The sequence below is a fragment of the Gordonia sp. NPDC003424 genome, assembly GCF_053588655.1.
Genome location: NZ_JBSFQJ010000023.1, coordinates 50,374 through 66,746, shown reverse-complemented (window position 1 = coordinate 66,746; position 16,373 = coordinate 50,374). Strand labels below are relative to the sequence as shown.

The 16,373-nt window shown below is 66.0% G+C and carries 12 protein-coding genes; 4 read left to right on the top strand and 8 right to left on the bottom strand.

Annotation, left to right across the window (positions count from 1 at the left end):
• Positions 1-11 precede the first annotated feature (11 nt).
• Together ACWDTI_RS24200 and ACWDTI_RS24195 are read right to left on the bottom strand one after the other, a co-directional pair.
• Complete coding sequence (locus ACWDTI_RS24200; RefSeq protein ID WP_449740679.1) at positions 12-1,805, bottom strand: FAD-dependent monooxygenase; 1,794 nt, start codon at positions 1,803-1,805, stop codon at positions 12-14.
• 21 nt (positions 1,806-1,826) lie between these two features.
• Entirely contained in the window at positions 1,827-3,209 is a 1,383-nt protein-coding gene (locus tag ACWDTI_RS24195) for a cytochrome P450 (RefSeq protein WP_449740678.1), read from the bottom strand.
• A 211-nt stretch (positions 3,210-3,420) separates the two neighbouring features.
• Between ACWDTI_RS24195 and ACWDTI_RS24190 the strand changes: the two genes are divergently transcribed.
• Positions 3,421-6,585: an adenylate/guanylate cyclase domain-containing protein gene (locus tag ACWDTI_RS24190; RefSeq protein WP_449740677.1), complete on the top strand. Its 3,165-nt coding sequence runs from the start codon at positions 3,421-3,423 to the stop codon at positions 6,583-6,585.
• A gap of 93 nt (positions 6,586-6,678) precedes the next feature.
• Here ACWDTI_RS24190 and ACWDTI_RS24185 read toward each other — a convergent pair whose 3' ends face one another.
• A complete protein-coding gene (locus tag ACWDTI_RS24185; RefSeq protein ID WP_449740676.1) occupies positions 6,679-7,050 on the bottom strand; it encodes a 6-phosphofructokinase in 372 nt (123 codons plus the stop codon).
• Positions 6,969-7,535 (bottom strand): dihydrofolate reductase family protein, encoded by a 567-nt coding sequence (locus ACWDTI_RS24180; protein WP_449740675.1) that lies wholly within the window; start codon positions 7,533-7,535, stop codon positions 6,969-6,971. Before ACWDTI_RS24180 ends, ACWDTI_RS24185 begins: the two co-directional genes overlap by 82 nt.
• A gap of 251 nt (positions 7,536-7,786) precedes the next feature.
• Between ACWDTI_RS24180 and ACWDTI_RS24175 the strand changes: the two genes are divergently transcribed.
• Both ACWDTI_RS24175 and ACWDTI_RS24170 read left to right on the top strand, forming a co-directional pair.
• Complete coding sequence (locus ACWDTI_RS24175; RefSeq protein ID WP_449740674.1) at positions 7,787-9,730, top strand: hypothetical protein; 1,944 nt, start codon at positions 7,787-7,789, stop codon at positions 9,728-9,730.
• The gene (locus tag ACWDTI_RS24170) at positions 9,727-11,097 is read left to right on the top strand and encodes a hypothetical protein (protein WP_449740673.1); all 1,371 of its coding nucleotides are present in this window, start codon (positions 9,727-9,729) and stop codon (positions 11,095-11,097) included. Before ACWDTI_RS24175 ends, ACWDTI_RS24170 begins: the two co-directional genes overlap by 4 nt.
• 21 nt (positions 11,098-11,118) lie before the next feature.
• Here the strand turns inward: ACWDTI_RS24170 and ACWDTI_RS24165 are convergent, their stop codons facing one another.
• The 4 genes from ACWDTI_RS24165 to ACWDTI_RS24150 all read right to left on the bottom strand — a co-directional run bounded on the left by ACWDTI_RS24165 (position 11,119) and on the right by ACWDTI_RS24150 (position 15,509).
• Positions 11,119-11,979, bottom strand: a complete 861-nt coding sequence (locus tag ACWDTI_RS24165) for a copper chaperone (protein WP_449740672.1) — start codon at positions 11,977-11,979, stop codon at positions 11,119-11,121.
• A 13-nt stretch (positions 11,980-11,992) separates the two neighbouring features.
• Positions 11,993-13,594 (bottom strand): tyrosinase family protein, encoded by a 1,602-nt coding sequence (locus tag ACWDTI_RS24160; protein ID WP_449740671.1) that lies wholly within the window; start codon positions 13,592-13,594, stop codon positions 11,993-11,995.
• A 271-nt stretch (positions 13,595-13,865) separates the two neighbouring features.
• Positions 13,866-15,125 (bottom strand): FAD-dependent oxidoreductase, encoded by a 1,260-nt coding sequence (locus ACWDTI_RS24155; protein WP_449740670.1) that lies wholly within the window; start codon positions 15,123-15,125, stop codon positions 13,866-13,868.
• A gap of 66 nt (positions 15,126-15,191) precedes the next feature.
• On the bottom strand, positions 15,192-15,509 hold the full coding sequence (locus ACWDTI_RS24150) for a putative quinol monooxygenase (RefSeq protein WP_449740669.1): 318 nt from the start codon (positions 15,507-15,509) through the stop codon (positions 15,192-15,194).
• A gap of 216 nt (positions 15,510-15,725) precedes the next feature.
• On the opposite strand from ACWDTI_RS24150, the gene ACWDTI_RS24145 reads away from it, so the two are divergent.
• Entirely contained in the window at positions 15,726-16,370 is a 645-nt protein-coding gene (locus tag ACWDTI_RS24145; RefSeq protein WP_449740668.1) for a TetR/AcrR family transcriptional regulator, read from the top strand.
• Positions 16,371-16,373 lie beyond the last annotated feature (3 nt).

Sequence of the window (16,373 nt, the reverse complement as noted above, 5' to 3'; positions counted from 1 at the left end):
GTGCTGCAACGTCATTCATCTGCTGCGGCGGTTGCACTCGATTGCGCGCCGACGACGACCAGTGCTCGCCGCAACGAGGCACGGCCGTCCCGTTCTGAATGCAACGCGGCGAGGATATGACCGTCCGGACGTACGACGAGGGCGTCGGGATCGGCTCCCGCGATGCCGGTGTGCAACACCCTGCGCTCACTGTCGCCGAGCACCTCGATCGACATCGAAAGTCTTTCGGCGGCTTGACACCATGCGGCGGCAGCCTCGGCTGACACCACGAGGGTGAGTGTGTCGCGACTGACCAGATCCAGCGTGGACACCCGACCGTCACGGGACGTGGCCCAACTGTGGGGCAGCCGACCACCCGAACGGGCGCGTGAGGAATAGAACTCCGGATCGTCGATCGGCGGAGGGAGTCCGTCGTCGATCACGGCGCCGTGCCGGTAGCGCACCCCGAGGTCACGTCCCCAGTTGCGGTAGTGCGGTCCCTGTCGGGCGATGGCCGCCGCGGCACGGTGCCGAACTCGCCGGCCCACTCGACCCGGCGCCGTGGCCAGGCGAAGGCGTTGGTAGGCCAGCGTCGTGAACCCTCGGACGAGCGCGCGTGCCGGCCGTCGTGGTAGCCATGGTGGGGCGGCGTCGACCGCGCGAGGCAGCAGACGGACCGCATGCCGCGGTATACCCAGTGCCGCAACAACGTCGAACAGACCCTCGAAGTTCGCCACAGCATCGGCGGTCGTCGCGATGCCGACCGGACGGCGTTCCTGCTCATAGGTGTCCAGCAGTGCATCGGAAGCTCCGCCGACGACCACCCACGCCAGTTTCCACGCCAGATTGTGGACGTCGGCGACGCCGGTGTTGAGCCCGAGGCCACCGGTGGGCGGGAACCGATGTGCGGCGTCGCCGGCCAGGAAGACTCGACCCACCCGATAGCTGTCGGCGACCTGGGCGTGCATCGTCCAGGACTGGATCGACTTGATCTCGATGTCGACGCCGCCATCTCCGATGGCATCGATGATGTGGCTGCGGCAGACCTCCGCCGGGAAGTCGTCCACCGACTCGATCGGCGGGAAATACGGAATCTGAAATACGAGGTCGTGAGGTGATCGGTGCACGATGATGACACCGAGTCCCTTGGTGGTGTGGGTCCAGATCACCGGCCCACGGCGATGGTCGCGAAAGGGCTCGAGGTCTGCGGAGAAATGCACGCTGATGACGTGCTGGAGAATCGAACCATCCATCGCCACCGGCAGTTCTCGTCGAACGGTACTCGCCGAGCCGTCCGCGGCGATGACGTAGCGGGCGACCAGTTCTCGGCGCACCCCGGCGATGTTGTCGGTGACGGTCACCGAGACGCCGTCGGTACTGTCGGTGTGCCGGTGGTAGTTCCAACCCAGACGGAGGTCGACGTGCGGATTGTCGCGCAGGGCGGCCCACAGCAACGGCTCGAGGACATTCTGCGGCAGGTGCGCGGTGCGGGTCGGGCTGACCGCTTCGATGGCATCGAGGTACGCATCGGGTAGATCGGCGAGCGTCACCCGGCCGAGTTCAGGACCCACCAAGCTGGTGCAATACAGGATGTTTCGCAGTTCGTCCAAGGGTGCGCCGAGTCGGCTGATATCGCCCTCCAGACCGATCTCACGCCAGATCTCCATGGACCGGGTCGAGAGCACGTGCGCAGCGGGATGCCGCTGCGGCTCTCGACGTTCCTCGACCACAATGCATTTCAACCCGTGGTGGGCAAGGAGCAACGCCGCGGTCGCACCCACGGGTCCGGCGCCGACAACCAGGACGTCGAAGGTGTCAACCATCATGTGGCCTCCGGGTTCGTGGCATCACGCATGCTCCGTACCGCGCCGTCGGATCCGCGGCGATACGCGTGCCGGGATCGGGGCGCCGGCGACCATGGTGAACGGCACGCTCAACGGGAAGTCGTCGTTCAGTGAGCGGATCTCGCTGTGGCGGATGATGGTTGCCAAACCCAGGGTCAGGGCGAGCATGGCGAAGTTGTCGGCAATACACGACCTCGGGCCACCACCGAACGGCAGGTACTGCCAGCGATCCCGGTCCTTGCAGTTGGCCCGGCTGAACCGATCGGGGTCGAATACCTTCGGACGATCCCACAGGGCCGGGTCGCGATGTAACGCGTAGATCCCCACTATCGCCCAGCTGCCCGCGTCGACCCGATAGCCGTCGATGTCGATGTCCTTGGTCACCGTCCGTGTCGTAGCGGCCGCGGGCGGACACAAGCGCATCGCCTCATGCAGCACCTGCACGGTGTAGCCCAGGCGTGGGACGTCGTCAGCGGTCAACGGCCGGTCGCCCAGCGCGGCGACTTCCGCGACAACGTTGTCCTGCACCTCGGGATGGCGGCCCAAGACCCATAGGGTGTACGTCAACGCGGTTGCTGCCGTATCCTGCCCGGCTCCCAAAAACGAGACCAGTTCGTGGCCGATGTCCTCGTCGGACAGTGGGCGTCCGGTGTCGGGGTCGGTGACGTCGATGAGCGCGCGAATCAGCGGTGCCTCGCGTGTTGGGTCGGCCCGGCAGTCCCGGACGACATCATCGGCAACCTTGTGAAAGGTGGCGCTGGCGGCCCGTGCACGTCGTCGTGTAGGCGTCGGTAGCCACCACGGGGCACGGACCGGTCGTACGGCGCGGTCGGTGATATAGGTGGCGGCAGTGCGAAGCGGCACCCCGAGGAGCGCTTCGGTCCTCGCGCCGAGGTCCAGACCGAGGACCGCCTGAGCCAACAGCTCGAGCAGCAGTCGATGACACTCGCGATCGAGGTCGACCACCGCGCCGTCGCCCCACTCACGCGAGAGTCTGTCGGCTCCGGCTGCCATCTGACCGGCGTACCGGGTCACGTTCTGCTTACTGAACAACGGCTGCATCGCGCGTCGACGAGGCAGCCACGCGTCGTGCCTCAGGTTGAAGAGCGAGTCGCCGACAAGTCGCCGGTGCTCGTCGAACAAGGGCTGGTTCCTGTCGACATACGGGGAGCTGCGGCCGAGAACGTTTCGCGCACCCATGGGTGACGTTGTGACCACCACGGGCGGCAGCGGCCAGCTCAGCGCCAGGCGTGTCACGGGTCCGCCGGCATCACGCAACGTCTCACACCCGGTGTGAAAAGCCCTGATCGCCTTCAACTGTTGCAACCGTGGCAGCGGATTTCTCGGTACCGGCGGCAGCGCTGTCAACTCGACCGTCTCGACCATGTGATGCCTCTGTTCAGCCGTCTCAGCGGTTCGTCACCTGATGGTGGCCGCCGTGCGTCGCAAACGAATCAGTGGCGGGCTACTGCAATCGCGTCGGTTGGGTGCCTTCACCAGGCTGTTCGTATGATCACGGAAATCTCAGATCGCCGCGGCCCTCTGCGTTCTATTCTGGTGATCGCCGGGGGCCGACGATCGTGGATCGAGGGTACTCATGGCCGCCGCTGTCACCTGTGGGGCCTGCGGCACCGAACTTCGTGACAGCGCCCGGTTCTGCGACCGGTGCGGAGCGCCGATCACGCCGGCGTCGGCCGAGCCTGCGGAGTACAAGCAGGTCACCGTGCTCTTCGCCGACGTGGTTCGGTCGATGCGCATCGCGGCGGCAGTGGAACCCGAGCGGTACCGCGAGATCATGGCCGCGCTGGTCGAACGGGCCGCTGCGACGGTCGAGGCGTACGGCGGGAGTGTGGATTTCACCGGCGACGGCGTGATGGCGGTGTTCGGTGCGCCGATGGCCTTGGAGGACCATGCTTTGCGAGCGTGCTTGGCCGCCTTGGAGATTCAACAAGCGACCGACATACTGGCCGAGGAGGTGGCGCGCTGCGATCCGGTGGACGTGCGTGTGCGGGTGGGGCTGAACTCGGGTCAGGTGATCGCCGGAGAACTCGGTAGCAGACCATTCGGTTACACCACCGTCGGGGAGCAGGTCGGGTTCGCGCAACGAATGGAGTCTGTCGCGCCGCCTGGCGGGGTGATGGTGTCGGAGTCGACTGCGCGTCTCGTCGACGATCTCGCGACGCTTGGCGAGCCGGAGTGGGTGCAGATCAAGGGTGCGGATCGTCCAGTCCGTGCGCGGCGGTTGCTGAAGATTCGTCCGCGCCAGGGGATGAGCGGGCGACCCGGGCCTCGGTTGGTGGGACGGCAACGCGAGATGGATGCGTTTGGCGCTGTACTCGAGCGGTCCATCGGTGGTCGCGGCGGCGTCGTCAATGTGGTGTCACCGGCGGGTATCGGCAAGAGCCGGATGGCCGGAGAATGTGCCGCACTGGCGACCGCGCGTGGCGTCGAGGTCGTGTGGACGTTCTGCGAATCGCATGCGCGTGGGGTTCCCTTCCGGACCGTCGCAAGTCTGCTTCGAGCCGGCCTCGGGGTGGCCGACCTCGACGCGCCGGCCGCGCGTGCCCGAGTCAGGCTGCGCCTCGGCGACGCCGCCACCGACGATCTGCTGTTGCTCGACGACCTGCTCGGCATCGCCGACGCCGATGCGGCGCTGCCACGCATTGACCCCGACGCCCGGCGACGACGAGTGCGCACCCTGATCGCGGCAGCTTCGAAAACACGTTCTGGGTCAGTGCTGTTCATCGTCGAGGACGTGCACTGGATCGACACGGTGAGCGAGTCCATGTTGGCGGATTACTTCTCGGCCATCGTGGACACACCGACCCTCGTCGTCATCACGTCGCGGCCGGAGTACCGGGGCAGTCTGCTGACCTTGCCGGGGGCGCAGCACATGACGTTGGACCCGCTGGATGAGTCGACATCGACGATGTTGGTCCGCGAACTACTCGGGAAGGATCCGTCGGTGACGGAACTGACCGGATTGATCGCCGAACGGGCGGCGGGCAATCCGTTCTTCGCCGAGGAGATGGTCCGTGAGCTGGAGCAGCGCGGCGTGTTCACCGGCCGGCGAGGTGACTACGTGAGCCGATTTGACGTGGCCGACATCAGCGTGCCGGTCACCGTGCAGGCCGCCATCGAGGCGCGCATCGACGCTCTGCGTTCACCGGCCAAACGGACCTTGCACATGGCAGCGGTGATCGGAATCCGCTTCGCGGTGGATCTGCTCGACGCGGTTCAGGATGCACCGCGCATCGATGAGCTGATCGACGCCGAGTTGATCGATCGGGTGCGGTCGCACCCGATCGAGGAATACGCGTTTCGCCATCCGCTGATTCGTGCGGTGGCCTATGCGTCACAGTTGAAATCCGATCGCGCCGAACGACATCAGCGGCTGGCGGCCGTGATCGGAGATGGTGGATCGGCGGACGAGAACGCGGCCTTGATCGCGAGCCACCTCGAGGCTGCCGGCGACCTTCCCGCGGCATACGGCTGGCACATGCGCAGTGGCCAGTGGTCGGTGACTCGCGATCTCGCTGCCGCACGGCTGGCCTGGGAGGGCGCCTGCCGGGTCGCCGACGCGATGCCCGGCGACGATCCCGAAGTCTTGGCCATGCGTACCGCCCCGCGTACCCTGCTCTGCACCACTGACTGGCAGGCGTGGCCGATCCAAGACACGTGGGGTCGCTTCGCCGAACTTCGGACGCTGTGTGACGCGACCGGGGACAAGGTGTCGTTGGCAATCGGCATGAGTGGGCTGGCCGCCGAGCTGCTGTCGACGGGGGGTCCCGGTGAGGGATCGCGAATCGCTACGGAGCAGATGGCCCTCGTCGACTCGATCGGCGATCCCGCTCTGTCAATCGGTTTGTCGTTCATCGCATTTGCGAACTGGTTCAACGGTGGAGAGTTCGGCGAGATTCTGCAACGCTCGCACATCGTGATCGACCTCGCTGCCGGCGACCCGGCGAAGGGTGCCGGCTTCGGACTCGGCTCGCCGCTGGCCATGGCGTTGGCGTTCCGCGCTATCGCCCGCTGGTGGTTCGGTCACGCCGGCTGGCAATCGGATCTGGACGACGCCTTGGAGTTTGCCCGGCAGAGCGACCCGGGAACCCACGCGCTCGTCACGACCTGGCTCTGTGGGCCCGCGCTGCTCTACGGGGTGCGCGTCGCCGACGACTCCCTGTTCCGGATTCTCGATCACGCCGAAGCTCAGGCGCACTCGGCCGTCAGCGACTACGGACTGAAGGGGGCTCACTACATGCGCATTCTGGCGCTCCTCTTCCGCGACGACCCGAGCGAGCGCGAACGGGCCCTCACGATGATCGCCCAGCAGAGCGGCGACATCTTTCTGCATGAGCGAGCTCCAGCGCTTCTGCCGATATACGAGGTGTTGGTGGGACGAGAGCAGAACCGACGTGGCGATCTCGCCGCCATACCGGTCATGCGTGCGGCCGTCGAGGTTCTGCACCGGGACGGCCGTGTCGGATGGGGGCTGGGTCCCACCGCGATCCTTGCCGAGACCCTGCTGGAACGGGGTACCGACGCCGATATCGCAGAGGCCAGGTCGGCCATCGACTGGGCCGCGCACCTCCCGACGGCGGACGCGGCCGTACCGGCGATCACCCTGCTGTGGCTGCACACGCTGCTCGCTCGAGCCACCGGCGACACGTCCCACTACCGGGCGTTGGCGGCACAGTATCTCGAAAAGGCGAAATCGCTTGGCTTCGAAGGGCATGTCCGCCGAGCAGAAGAAATGCACTGAACATGTGGGGACACCTTGTCCTCGGTCACCAGGAACCACAAGGGCGCCGAGGAACTCGTCCTCGTACTCGCGCGGCACGTCGGCCACGGGTGGTCACAGCCGGCATTCAGTATCCGACGACGGCCCCCGAGCACCTGCTGACAGCGGTACGACAATTGAGATACCACCGCTCGTCGGATCGGGATAGCGGAAGTGTAGCGCCAGGTACTGCGGGCACACCGGCCTGTTCAGCCAGCCGCTGACATCCGTCCAGCCCATCTCCTGGACCTGTCCCCGGCGCAGCCCACGGAAACCGTTGCGCACCGCCAACGCCGAGTAGCCCCGGGGCAGGCCCTGCCGGACCGCCGCACGCACCGCGGTGTTCATGCCGGGCGCGGGGGCGATCAGTCGTGTTCCGCCTCGTACCGCAGCAGGACAACGCCACCTGGGAACGTGCGATTCTCCAGCAGCTGCAACGAGATCCACGACGGCAGTGTCGGGAAGAACGGGAGACCACTGCCCACCGCGGTGGGCGCCACCACCAACCGGAATTCGTCCACCAGTCCCGCCTGCACGATCGGTGCGGCCAGCGTCGGTCCGGCCACCTCCAGCTGTCCGTCGGTCTCCGCCTTCAGTTTCCGCACCACCTCGACCGGGTCGCCGCGCTCCAGACGGGAGTTCCAGTCCACCGACTCCAGCGTGCGCGAGAACACGACCTTCGGCATGTCGCGCCAGATATGGGCGAAATCGACGATCGTCGGGGTGGCGTCCGGATCCTTGTCGGCCGTCGGCCAGTACCCGGACATCAGTTCATAGAGGCGCCGCCCGTAGAACGACAGCGCCGTCTGCCGCTCGAAATCGTTCCAATACCGGTGCAGTTCGTCGCTCGGATCCGACCAGTCGATCCTGCCCTGCGCATCGGCGATGTACCCGTCCACCGATACGTTGAAACCATAGATGAGTTTGCCCATACAGATCAGACTGCACCCGGGGACAAAACTCATCGCGACGCGACACCGACCGAAATCTCACCCGCGCCAACCGACGGCTGGGGCGGCGGATGCCCGGCTGCCTGATCGTCGGTCGACGATGTCAGTCCACGAGCGTATTTACATGTCGGCGGGCCGGGTAGACAATTCTGGCATTGGGTCGCACCCCGAGTGCCACATCGGGTTACCGATCCTCGGTTACCGCTATTTCCTCGTGAGTGATGGAAGTACGTATGGACGAGCCGGTCGACGACGCGGGGGTCCGTCGTGCCGCCGCGCGCCAGGCGTCGCGTAATCTGTTGACGCAGAATGCTGTTCAGATGACGGTGTTCGCTCAGGACCCGTCGGTCACCGACGGGAAACCGCTGCTGGCGCAGGTGGAGGTGCCGGCCGGCCGATTGCAGCGCGGGCCACGCAGTCATCGCTTCCACGTGGTCGACATCGGCGTCGGCACCAACGCCGTGGGAGAGCCGGTCAAGCTTCATGCACGCAGCCCCTGGAACTACACCGATCGCTGGACGAACCTGAACTTGACCACACCCGACCTCGTCGACGACCGTAAGTTCCGCTCGCAGAACGTCTTTGCCGTCGCTTCGTACACGCTTGCGCTGTTCGAGCAACATCTGGGCAGACCGATCCCATGGTATTCGGGGTATCCGCACCTCTACTTGATCCCGCAGGCGCGGATCGAGGCGAATGCCTTCTATTCGCGTGAACACAACGCCGTGCTGTTCGGCTGGCTGCCGTCGATCGGTGGCCGCCCCCCGATCTACACCACGCTCTCGTACGACGTGATCAGCCACGAGGTGAGTCACGCGATACTCGACGGGCTGCGCCCCCGGTACACCGAACCCGGACTGCCCGATCAACTCGCCTTCCATGAAGCTCTCGCCGATCTCGTTGCTCTGCTGTCGGTCTTCACACTGGAAGGTGTTGCCGAGCGTCTCCTCGCACCAACCGAGAAGCGGGTCTTCTTCCCCTCGGATGCAGCGGCGTTGGCGATCGAGGATGAAGCCGAGCGGCGGAAGCGGTTGTGGCAGGGCAGAGCAGAGACCCTCAAACTGACGCCGCTGCTATCGCTTGCCGAGGAGATCGGCGCTCGACGCGCCGCCCGCCACTCTGCCGAAGGAACGATGGCGGGTCGATATCCGGCGCTGCGTCGTTCGGTCGAACTACCACCGAACAAGAAGTGGATGGACGACCCCCAGTTCCAGGAGGCGCACCGTCGTGCCGAGGTGCTCGTCGCCGCATTCCTGCAGACGCTGGTGAGAATGTGGGCGGAGCGCCTCGAGCCACTGCGCAGCGACAGTTCGGGCATGGATGTCGACCGTGTGGCCGAGGAAGGTGTCACGTCCGCCCGACATCTGCTCGGCATGATCCTCCGCACCCTCGATTACCTCCCGCCCGTCGAACTCGAGTTCGCCGACGTCATCGACGCCGTCCTCACCGCAGACCATCGACTCGCCCCGGACGATCAGCACAACTATCGGGACGCACTGAGCGAATCGTTTGCCGCGTTCGGTATCACTCCGCCGGAGCACCGCATCGTCGACGAGGACGGCACGTCCGCCCCGCCACCGAAACATTCACTCCGACAGACCGATCAGCCCGACGAGGCGCCGCCCGCAGGTTTGTCGCCCATCGAGAAGGAGTTCGCGAGAGATGCCGACGCCTCAGAACTCGGCACCATCCGGTACGAACACCTCAACCTTGTCGCCCTGCGGTCCTCGCCCGAGGAGGTGTACCAATTCATCTGGAACAACTCGGCCGCACTGGAGATCGACGTCCGGCTCACCACCCGTGTCACCCGTGTGCTGAGCAGCTCGCGCATGGGTGCCGACGGCACGTTGGTGACCGAGGTGCTCGCCGACTACGTGCAGACCCTGCGGACCACAGCTGCGAACCTGCCACCCGCAATATCGAAGCCCGACGACATGCCCGACGACGCAGAGGTCGAACTCCTCGGCGGTGGGGTACTCGTCTTCGATCAGTTCGGCCGATTCCGGCTGCACCAACGCAAACCCATCCTGGAGGTGCAACGACAGACCCGACGGCTCGCGTATCTGTTCACGCACGGCATCCGTGATACCAAGGGGCGGTACGGGACGAGCGACGGCGCAGGGGACACCCGACGATTCTCGCTGCTGCACAGCGACACGTCCGAGGACAGCTGGTGACCCCCGATCCGAGCCGGGTTCGGCTGCGCGCGTACAAGGTCGGGTTAGGCGACTGCCTGTTGTTGACCGTCGTCTACGCGGCGCCGCTCGACGACGGCAGATCGCAGCGACACATCCTCATCGACTGCGGGACGGTGACCAAGGCCGACAAAGGTCCCGGGCTCGGCGACGTCGCGGAAAAGGTGGCCGAGCACTGTGCCGGCAAACTCGATGTGGTGGTGGCGACCCACCGGCACAAGGACCACATCGGCGGCTTCGCCAATGCACGCGTGCAGAAGGCGCTCGACGCCCTCACTCCGTCCGTGGTGATTCGTCCGTGGACCGATGCACCCGAAGCGAAAAGGGGCTCGACCGGACTCGGGCTCGACGATGCCCACCTGCAGTTCCTGCGGGGTCTGGACACGTTGCCGCAGCAGGCGGCCGCGCTGGCGCGGTTGGCCTTCGACAGCGACGCGGTGGCACGGCGCGCCGCCGAGCTGGCGGACATCGGACTGGCGAACACCGAAGCGGTGGCACTGCTCGAGGAGTGGGGGTCGGCAGGGCGGGCCGAGTACGTCAAGGCCGGCGACACGGTCGATCTGGCGAACGTATTGCCGGGCGTGGGGGTGCAGGTGCTGGGGCCGCCGACGCTCGATCAGGTGCCGTCGCTGACGCGGTATGCCAAGGAATCCGAAGAATACTGGTTGGCGCTCGCCGCGGACGGGAACCTCACCACCCACATCGAGCCTCCCGGCGATCCGGCGCTCGCGCGCGATGCGGCTGCCGCACTGGCATCACCGGGCGGTGTGGGCGCCGCGGAATGGCTGGTGCGTCAGCTCGACAGTAGGCGCGTGACACAGGGTTTGGAAATCGTCGAGGCCATGGACGACGTCCTCAACAACACCAGCGTGATCCTGCTGATCACCGTCGGCGACCGTCGCCTGCTGTTGCCGGGGGACGCGCAGATCGAAAACTGGTCGTTCACGCTCGACCAGTCACTCAAGGAACCGGACCGAACCGCCGCCGGCACCCAACTCGCCACCGAACTGTCCAAGGTCGATCTGTACAAGGTGGGACATCACGGCAGTCGCAATGCAACGCCACGTCGACTCCTCCGTCACTGGACCGCGTCCGATGGTGCCAGACGCCGAGTCGTCTCGGTGCTGACGACCAAGAGTGGGGTGTTCGACAAGAGCGACGAGGGCGCAGTACCCAAACCGCAACTCATCGAAGGGCTCAGCGACTTCGGACCGGTCCACAGCACCGAAGACCTACCGGCCGACGTGTGGTGGATGGATCTCGAGGCCGCCGCGACCGGCGACGAAGGCTTCGATTTCGCAGCGGGGGAACCGATCTCGAAGAAGGCGAAGCGCGGACCCGCCACGTGACGGCGACACACGCGTCAAACGTCAATGCATGCCCAGCCCGCCCAACGAAGCGCAGGCCGCACCTGCCGCGATCCCGCCGACGAGAGCGAGAATCACCGACGTCATCAGGCGCCCCGGGTCATGGTGCGGGCGACGCCGACGTTCGTACCACGCCAGTGCGGTCAACGGCGCGACGACGTAGACGCTGTGTGCCGCAATCATCATGACCATCATCATCGGTGCACAGGAGATTCCGCATTCGTTGCCCAAACCGACCCCGTAGCGCAGACAGGTGATGCGAGCGCGGTGCCGTGCCAACGGTGGCGCCAACACGCGATGACAGCGCGCGAGGCTCAGGCGCTTACGCGGCGTCCACTGCCAGACCACCGCCGCAACCGTGAACACGATCAGCAGCAGCGCCTCGCCGAACGCCACCCGCTCGACAGCGAGACCCAGCACGGCGGTCACCACAGCGGTGGAGGCCAGCAGGGGCACCCAGCCCACTGCCCAACCCGTGAGCACCCATCCCGGCACCCGCCGGCGATAACCCGACGGCGCCCGCAACGCGGTATATCGGGCGTCCGACGCGACCAGCGGCGTCATGACCGCCAGCATGGCGAGCAGTCCCACGACGTGGGTCGACACACCGTGGCCGGGTGACCCGGACTCGGCCATGCCGGCAGACATGTCGTGGCCGGCGTGCACGGCGTGCTCGACATGCACGGGCGCCGTCGACCCGAGGCTTCGCAGCCGCACGATCTCGAGGGCGACAAGGACCGACCAACCCACGGCCGCAACGGCATAGGCAGGCCACTGCGGCTGACGACCCGAGCGCAGTTCACTCATCCACGAGCGCCCGCGAGCCGTCGCGACCGACATCTCGGCGGTGACGGCTCCGGTCATGCGAACTCCGGGGTCATGCGAACTCCAGTGACAACCGCTCGACGGTCAGGCCCATCGCCGCAAGGTCCCGGCCGCTGTCCATGGGAACGAGACGAACCCGAGTGTTCAACGGGCGCAGTGTGTCGGCCTGGGCGAGAACCTGATCGGTTACGTCCAGTATCCGGCGTTGACCGGTGCCGGACGACGTCCCGTCGTCCCGGCTGGCCTCGAATACGCCGAACAGTGTCAGCGGCCCGACGTAGTGTGAGGAGTCCGACGGATCGGCGTCGGCGCCGGGCGGCAGTCCGAGGAATACGTGGTATGACGTCGCCGCCGGCCGGACGGTGCGGATGCCGTCGAAGCGCAGCACCCAGCGGGCCTGGTCGGGAAATGCCGCTACCCGGATGTCGTCGCTGTCGGGTCCGCCGGCAACGACGGGAACGTCGGTCGTGTCGGCCACACCGACCTCGGTGGCTGCCGAAATCGGCTCGGGGACGGCCACGTCCAGACCGAACGGATCGATCTCCGCGCCCGGTGGCGACGGCGGGGCAGGGGGTAACGCGGGCGGAACCGTCCGGTCGTACTCGTACCCCAGGGTGTTGATGTCGATGACTGCGGTCGCGGTCCAGGTCGCGATCTGTCCGCCCGGGCGGAGAAACCGCATCTTGTGGTTGGTCCACGACTGCTGTGCGGCGGAGCCCACGCCGACGCCGTCGGCGAACGGATAACCGTGGCCGAGGTCGTGCGCGTAGGTCTCCCAGAGCCGGTCGATGTTGCAGTGATGGATCCAGAACACGGGGTCTAGCCCGACCGCCTCGAAGATCGACATCGCGGCACCGACGTGCACGTGGACCGACCCGTGCGGGGCGGCGTCGAGCAGTCCCATCTCCCGGGTGGCGCTGTGAAACAGGGCGCTGTTGTCGGGATTCTCCAGGACACCGCCTCCGAACGACACGAGTCCGGAGTCTTCTTGGTTCGCATAGTGTGGTCGGAGCAGCGCTCGGCGCGCATCCGCCCACGCGATGTCGTTGGGTTCCGGATCACCCTGGTTGTCCCGGATGGGGTTGAACAGCGGATTCGGGAAGCTCCCGTCGGCGCGGGGTGCGACGCCTGGGACGGTCACCCCGTCCGGAAGGGTCTCGCCGCGCATGGGCAATGGCAAACCGAGGTTGTGTCGGTCGGCGAACACGTCGTCCGAGTAGTTCCAGTACGGCAGGCCCCAGTCGTCGGCCGGTCCACCGAGATCGGCGATATGTTGTCGCGCAACGGATTCGAACTCCAGAAGGTAGGCACGGTGCCATGGCAGGAAGAACCAGTGGTTGTGGGCGCATTCCTGCCACAACGCACGGTTCCCGCTCACCATGGGCCAGTTCTGTTTCCGGACGAATGTTGCGTGGATCTGTGACTGGTAGCCGAGTCCGCGTGGGTCGTCCCAGTTTCGCGCGATCTGCGCCATGGCGTCGGCGAAGTCGGGTCCGCCGTTGGTCGCCAAGAAGTCCGGGATCTGCGCGAGATAGTCGTCGATGCCGGGGGTGCGGAGTTTCATCTGATGAATTGCCGCGGCATACCACACCAGATCGTCGTGCCAGCCGTTCGTGGCGCCGTCTCGCCACGTGGCATGCCGTATCGCCGTCACGATCCGGGCCCCTCACCGTCGTCGCGCCCGGTGTGTGAATGAATTGCCTTGTCGTGCACTACGACCTCCCGAGGAGGGTGGCGGATACCTGTGAAACCGTCGACGGAGCATGCGAAAATGCCTGCCGAGCAATCATAATCGCTGTGGCAGCGCGGGGTCATCGTTCCGTCGAATTATTCGAGGACTCGCCCGTTGTGCGCTCATCATCCAAGAGCGACAATGGTTTCGCCCGCTCGGCGACCATGACCCACCGACGACGGTCTGCCAGGCGTCAGCTCATCGTCTGTCCGCGGTCGGCGGCGAGCACCTGCTGCATTCGTTGTTCTGCGTCATCGATGAGTGCGATCTGGGAGATGATCTCGCTCGGCGAGGACTCTCCGACGACCTTCTGCAGGAAGGGCGTGTGGTCGAGGAAGAGGTCTCGGGGTGCGCGCAGCGGTGCGGGGCAGTGGTGGAACACCTTCCCGAGCACCCACGCCTGCTGCACCTGGCGTTGGGTGTGCGGTCGACGTGGTTCTTCGAACTCCTGCAACGCTTTCTGCACGGCGGCATGATCTTTGAGGTCGACCCCGGCGAGCTTACGTCCGAGGAAGAAGCCGTCCTCGGTGGCCATCCCCGCGCCGTATGCGGCATACGGTGAGGTGGGATGTGCGGCGTCGCCGACGATGGTGGCCCGGCCCTGCGACCACTGCTTGAGGGGCTTGCGATCCCGCAGCACCCACCGCTGCACGTTCGACGGGTCGGTGGCCGCGATCAATTCGGGCAGCGGGCTGGCGAAACCTCGACCCATCGCGGTTGCCGTGGCGTGCAGGTCGCCGGTGAACTCCGTGTCCGCGTCGTGCGCCCCGAGGACCCACCACTGGAATCCGTCGCGGCCGTTGCTTCGGATCGACGTCCACGAGCCCTGCACGGTGCGGTCATGGGAAACCACGCACAGACCCTTCTCGGCGACGACACTCTCATCGAACGTGAATCCCCCGAAGATGTGCAGGTTGTGTTCCCGTTTGGGCGCATCACCCCACAGCGTTCGCCGCACCAAAGAATCGATGCCGTCGGCGCCGACCACCACGTCGCACTCCAGCATCTCACCGTCGGCCATGTGCAGGCGGACACCCGTCTCATCCTGATCGAGCCGGCTGACCTCACGGTTGGTCTGCAGCACGCCGTCGGGCAGCGCCGCCACCAGGCGGCGGTACAGATCGGGCCGCAGCAGTCCGATGAATCCACCGCCGTAGTCGCGAACGATGTCGTCGGTCAATTCGATCCGCACCCGGGTGCGCCCGGCCGCGGACTTGAACTCCGAGTAGCACGGGGCACCGAGGTCGTCGACATCGACGCCCATCAGCCCGAGCGCCTTGATCGGTGGCGGCCACAAGTTCAGGATGTTGCCCGCCGGCCGGGCCTCCTTATAGCGCTCCAACAAGATGACGTCGTGACCTGCCTGATGGACCGAGAGTGCGGTGGCCATCCCGGCCGGGCCGGCCCCGATGACGACGACCCGCCCGCGAGGGCGTTCCGATGGATGGGTCATGGTGTGTGTCTCCTTCTCTGACAACAAGATCTCGGCCTGACCCGGGGGTCACGGCCGGCGGGTGGATCAGGTGTGGGAATCGACGCCGCCGGGCACCTGATCAGAGGTGTGATGGATGCTCATCACCGGTTCCCCGTCGATCAATTCGGCGACGCGGGTCAGGAATTCCGTGGTGTGTGAATGGTCCATGTGTGCGTCGAGGGCGTCCTGGTTCGCCCACACCTCGACGCTCATCACCAGGTCGGGGTCGGCGATATCGGCGTAGAACCCGTAGGTGTGCACGCCCGGCTCCTGTCGGGTCTCGCGGACGATCGACGCCGCTGCCGCCGCGAACACCGCGCGTTGTTCGGGGCGAATTCTGGCCTGCCCCAATACGATCACCATTCTCGATCTCCATTCACATGATCCGCCGATCGGCGGTGTCGACGATGTCGGTGCCGCACAAACCGGGAATCAAACCGTAGTGTGCGATACGTTTTGGAAGAGTATGTGCGCCGGATCACGCGCTGTCAACCCCCGGGCGTCTGCCGACACCGCGGACGAGTTCTGAGGTGCATGGGGGAGAATGCAGGCAACGCGTCGAGCAGGAGGTGCCAGACGATGGCGGCAGAGTCGGACCTGCCAGCGGATCTCACGATCCGACCCCCGCTGCAGCGACGCAGTCGGGAGGGGTGGGAGCGCATCCTCAATGCCGGCGTGGCACTGCTGGAGGATGAGGGGTACGACGGCTTCACCATCGCCGCCCTGTGCGAGCGGGCCGACGTCCCGCCGCGCGCGCTCTACGCGCGAGCCGACACCAAGGACGCACTGTTTCTTGCGGTCTACGATCACGGCATGGCGCGGCTGCGTGCCGACTACGATCTGCTCACCGGCGCCGCCGACTGGTCATCGATCTCGCCGGAAGATGCTGTGGCACAGATTGTTCAGGGTCTCGTACAGTTCTTCGACCAACATGCTCGGCTACTGCGATCGGTTGTGCTGATCTCGGGAATGCACCCCGAGGTCACCCGCCGGGGCTCGCTCTACAGTCAGGAGCTCAGCGGCATCGTTTGTTCGCTTCTCCGGCAGACGGGTGCCGGATCGAACCAACCCGATCCGGACTTGGCGGTGCGCGCCGCATTCAACGCGATCTTCTCCACCCTGGTCTTCCGCATCGCCTACGGGCCCGACTTCACCACTGTCGGCCTGACCCGTGACGCATTCGTCGACAGCTTGTCAGCGATGGTCGGTGGCTATCTGAAATAGCCG

Excerpts from the sequence above, each read along its gene's own strand:
- ACWDTI_RS24200 (WP_449740679.1), bottom strand. The coding sequence starts at position 1,805 with ATGATGGTTGACACCTTCGACGTCCTGGTTGTCGGCGCCGGACCCGTG.
- ACWDTI_RS24195 (WP_449740678.1), bottom strand. The coding sequence starts at position 3,209 with ATGGTCGAGACGGTCGAGTTGACAGCGCTGCCGCCGGTACCGAGAAAT.
- ACWDTI_RS24190 (WP_449740677.1), top strand. The coding sequence starts at position 3,421 with ATGGCCGCCGCTGTCACCTGTGGGGCCTGCGGCACCGAACTTCGTGAC.
- ACWDTI_RS24180 (WP_449740675.1), bottom strand. The coding sequence starts at position 7,535 with ATGGGCAAACTCATCTATGGTTTCAACGTATCGGTGGACGGGTACATC.
- ACWDTI_RS24175 (WP_449740674.1), top strand. The coding sequence starts at position 7,787 with ATGGACGAGCCGGTCGACGACGCGGGGGTCCGTCGTGCCGCCGCGCGC.
- ACWDTI_RS24165 (WP_449740672.1), bottom strand. The coding sequence starts at position 11,979 with ATGACCGGAGCCGTCACCGCCGAGATGTCGGTCGCGACGGCTCGCGGG.
- ACWDTI_RS24155 (WP_449740670.1), bottom strand. The coding sequence starts at position 15,125 with ATGACCCATCCATCGGAACGCCCTCGCGGGCGGGTCGTCGTCATCGGG.
- ACWDTI_RS24150 (WP_449740669.1), bottom strand. The coding sequence starts at position 15,509 with ATGGTGATCGTATTGGGGCAGGCCAGAATTCGCCCCGAACAACGCGCG.
- ACWDTI_RS24145 (WP_449740668.1), top strand. The coding sequence starts at position 15,726 with ATGGCGGCAGAGTCGGACCTGCCAGCGGATCTCACGATCCGACCCCCG.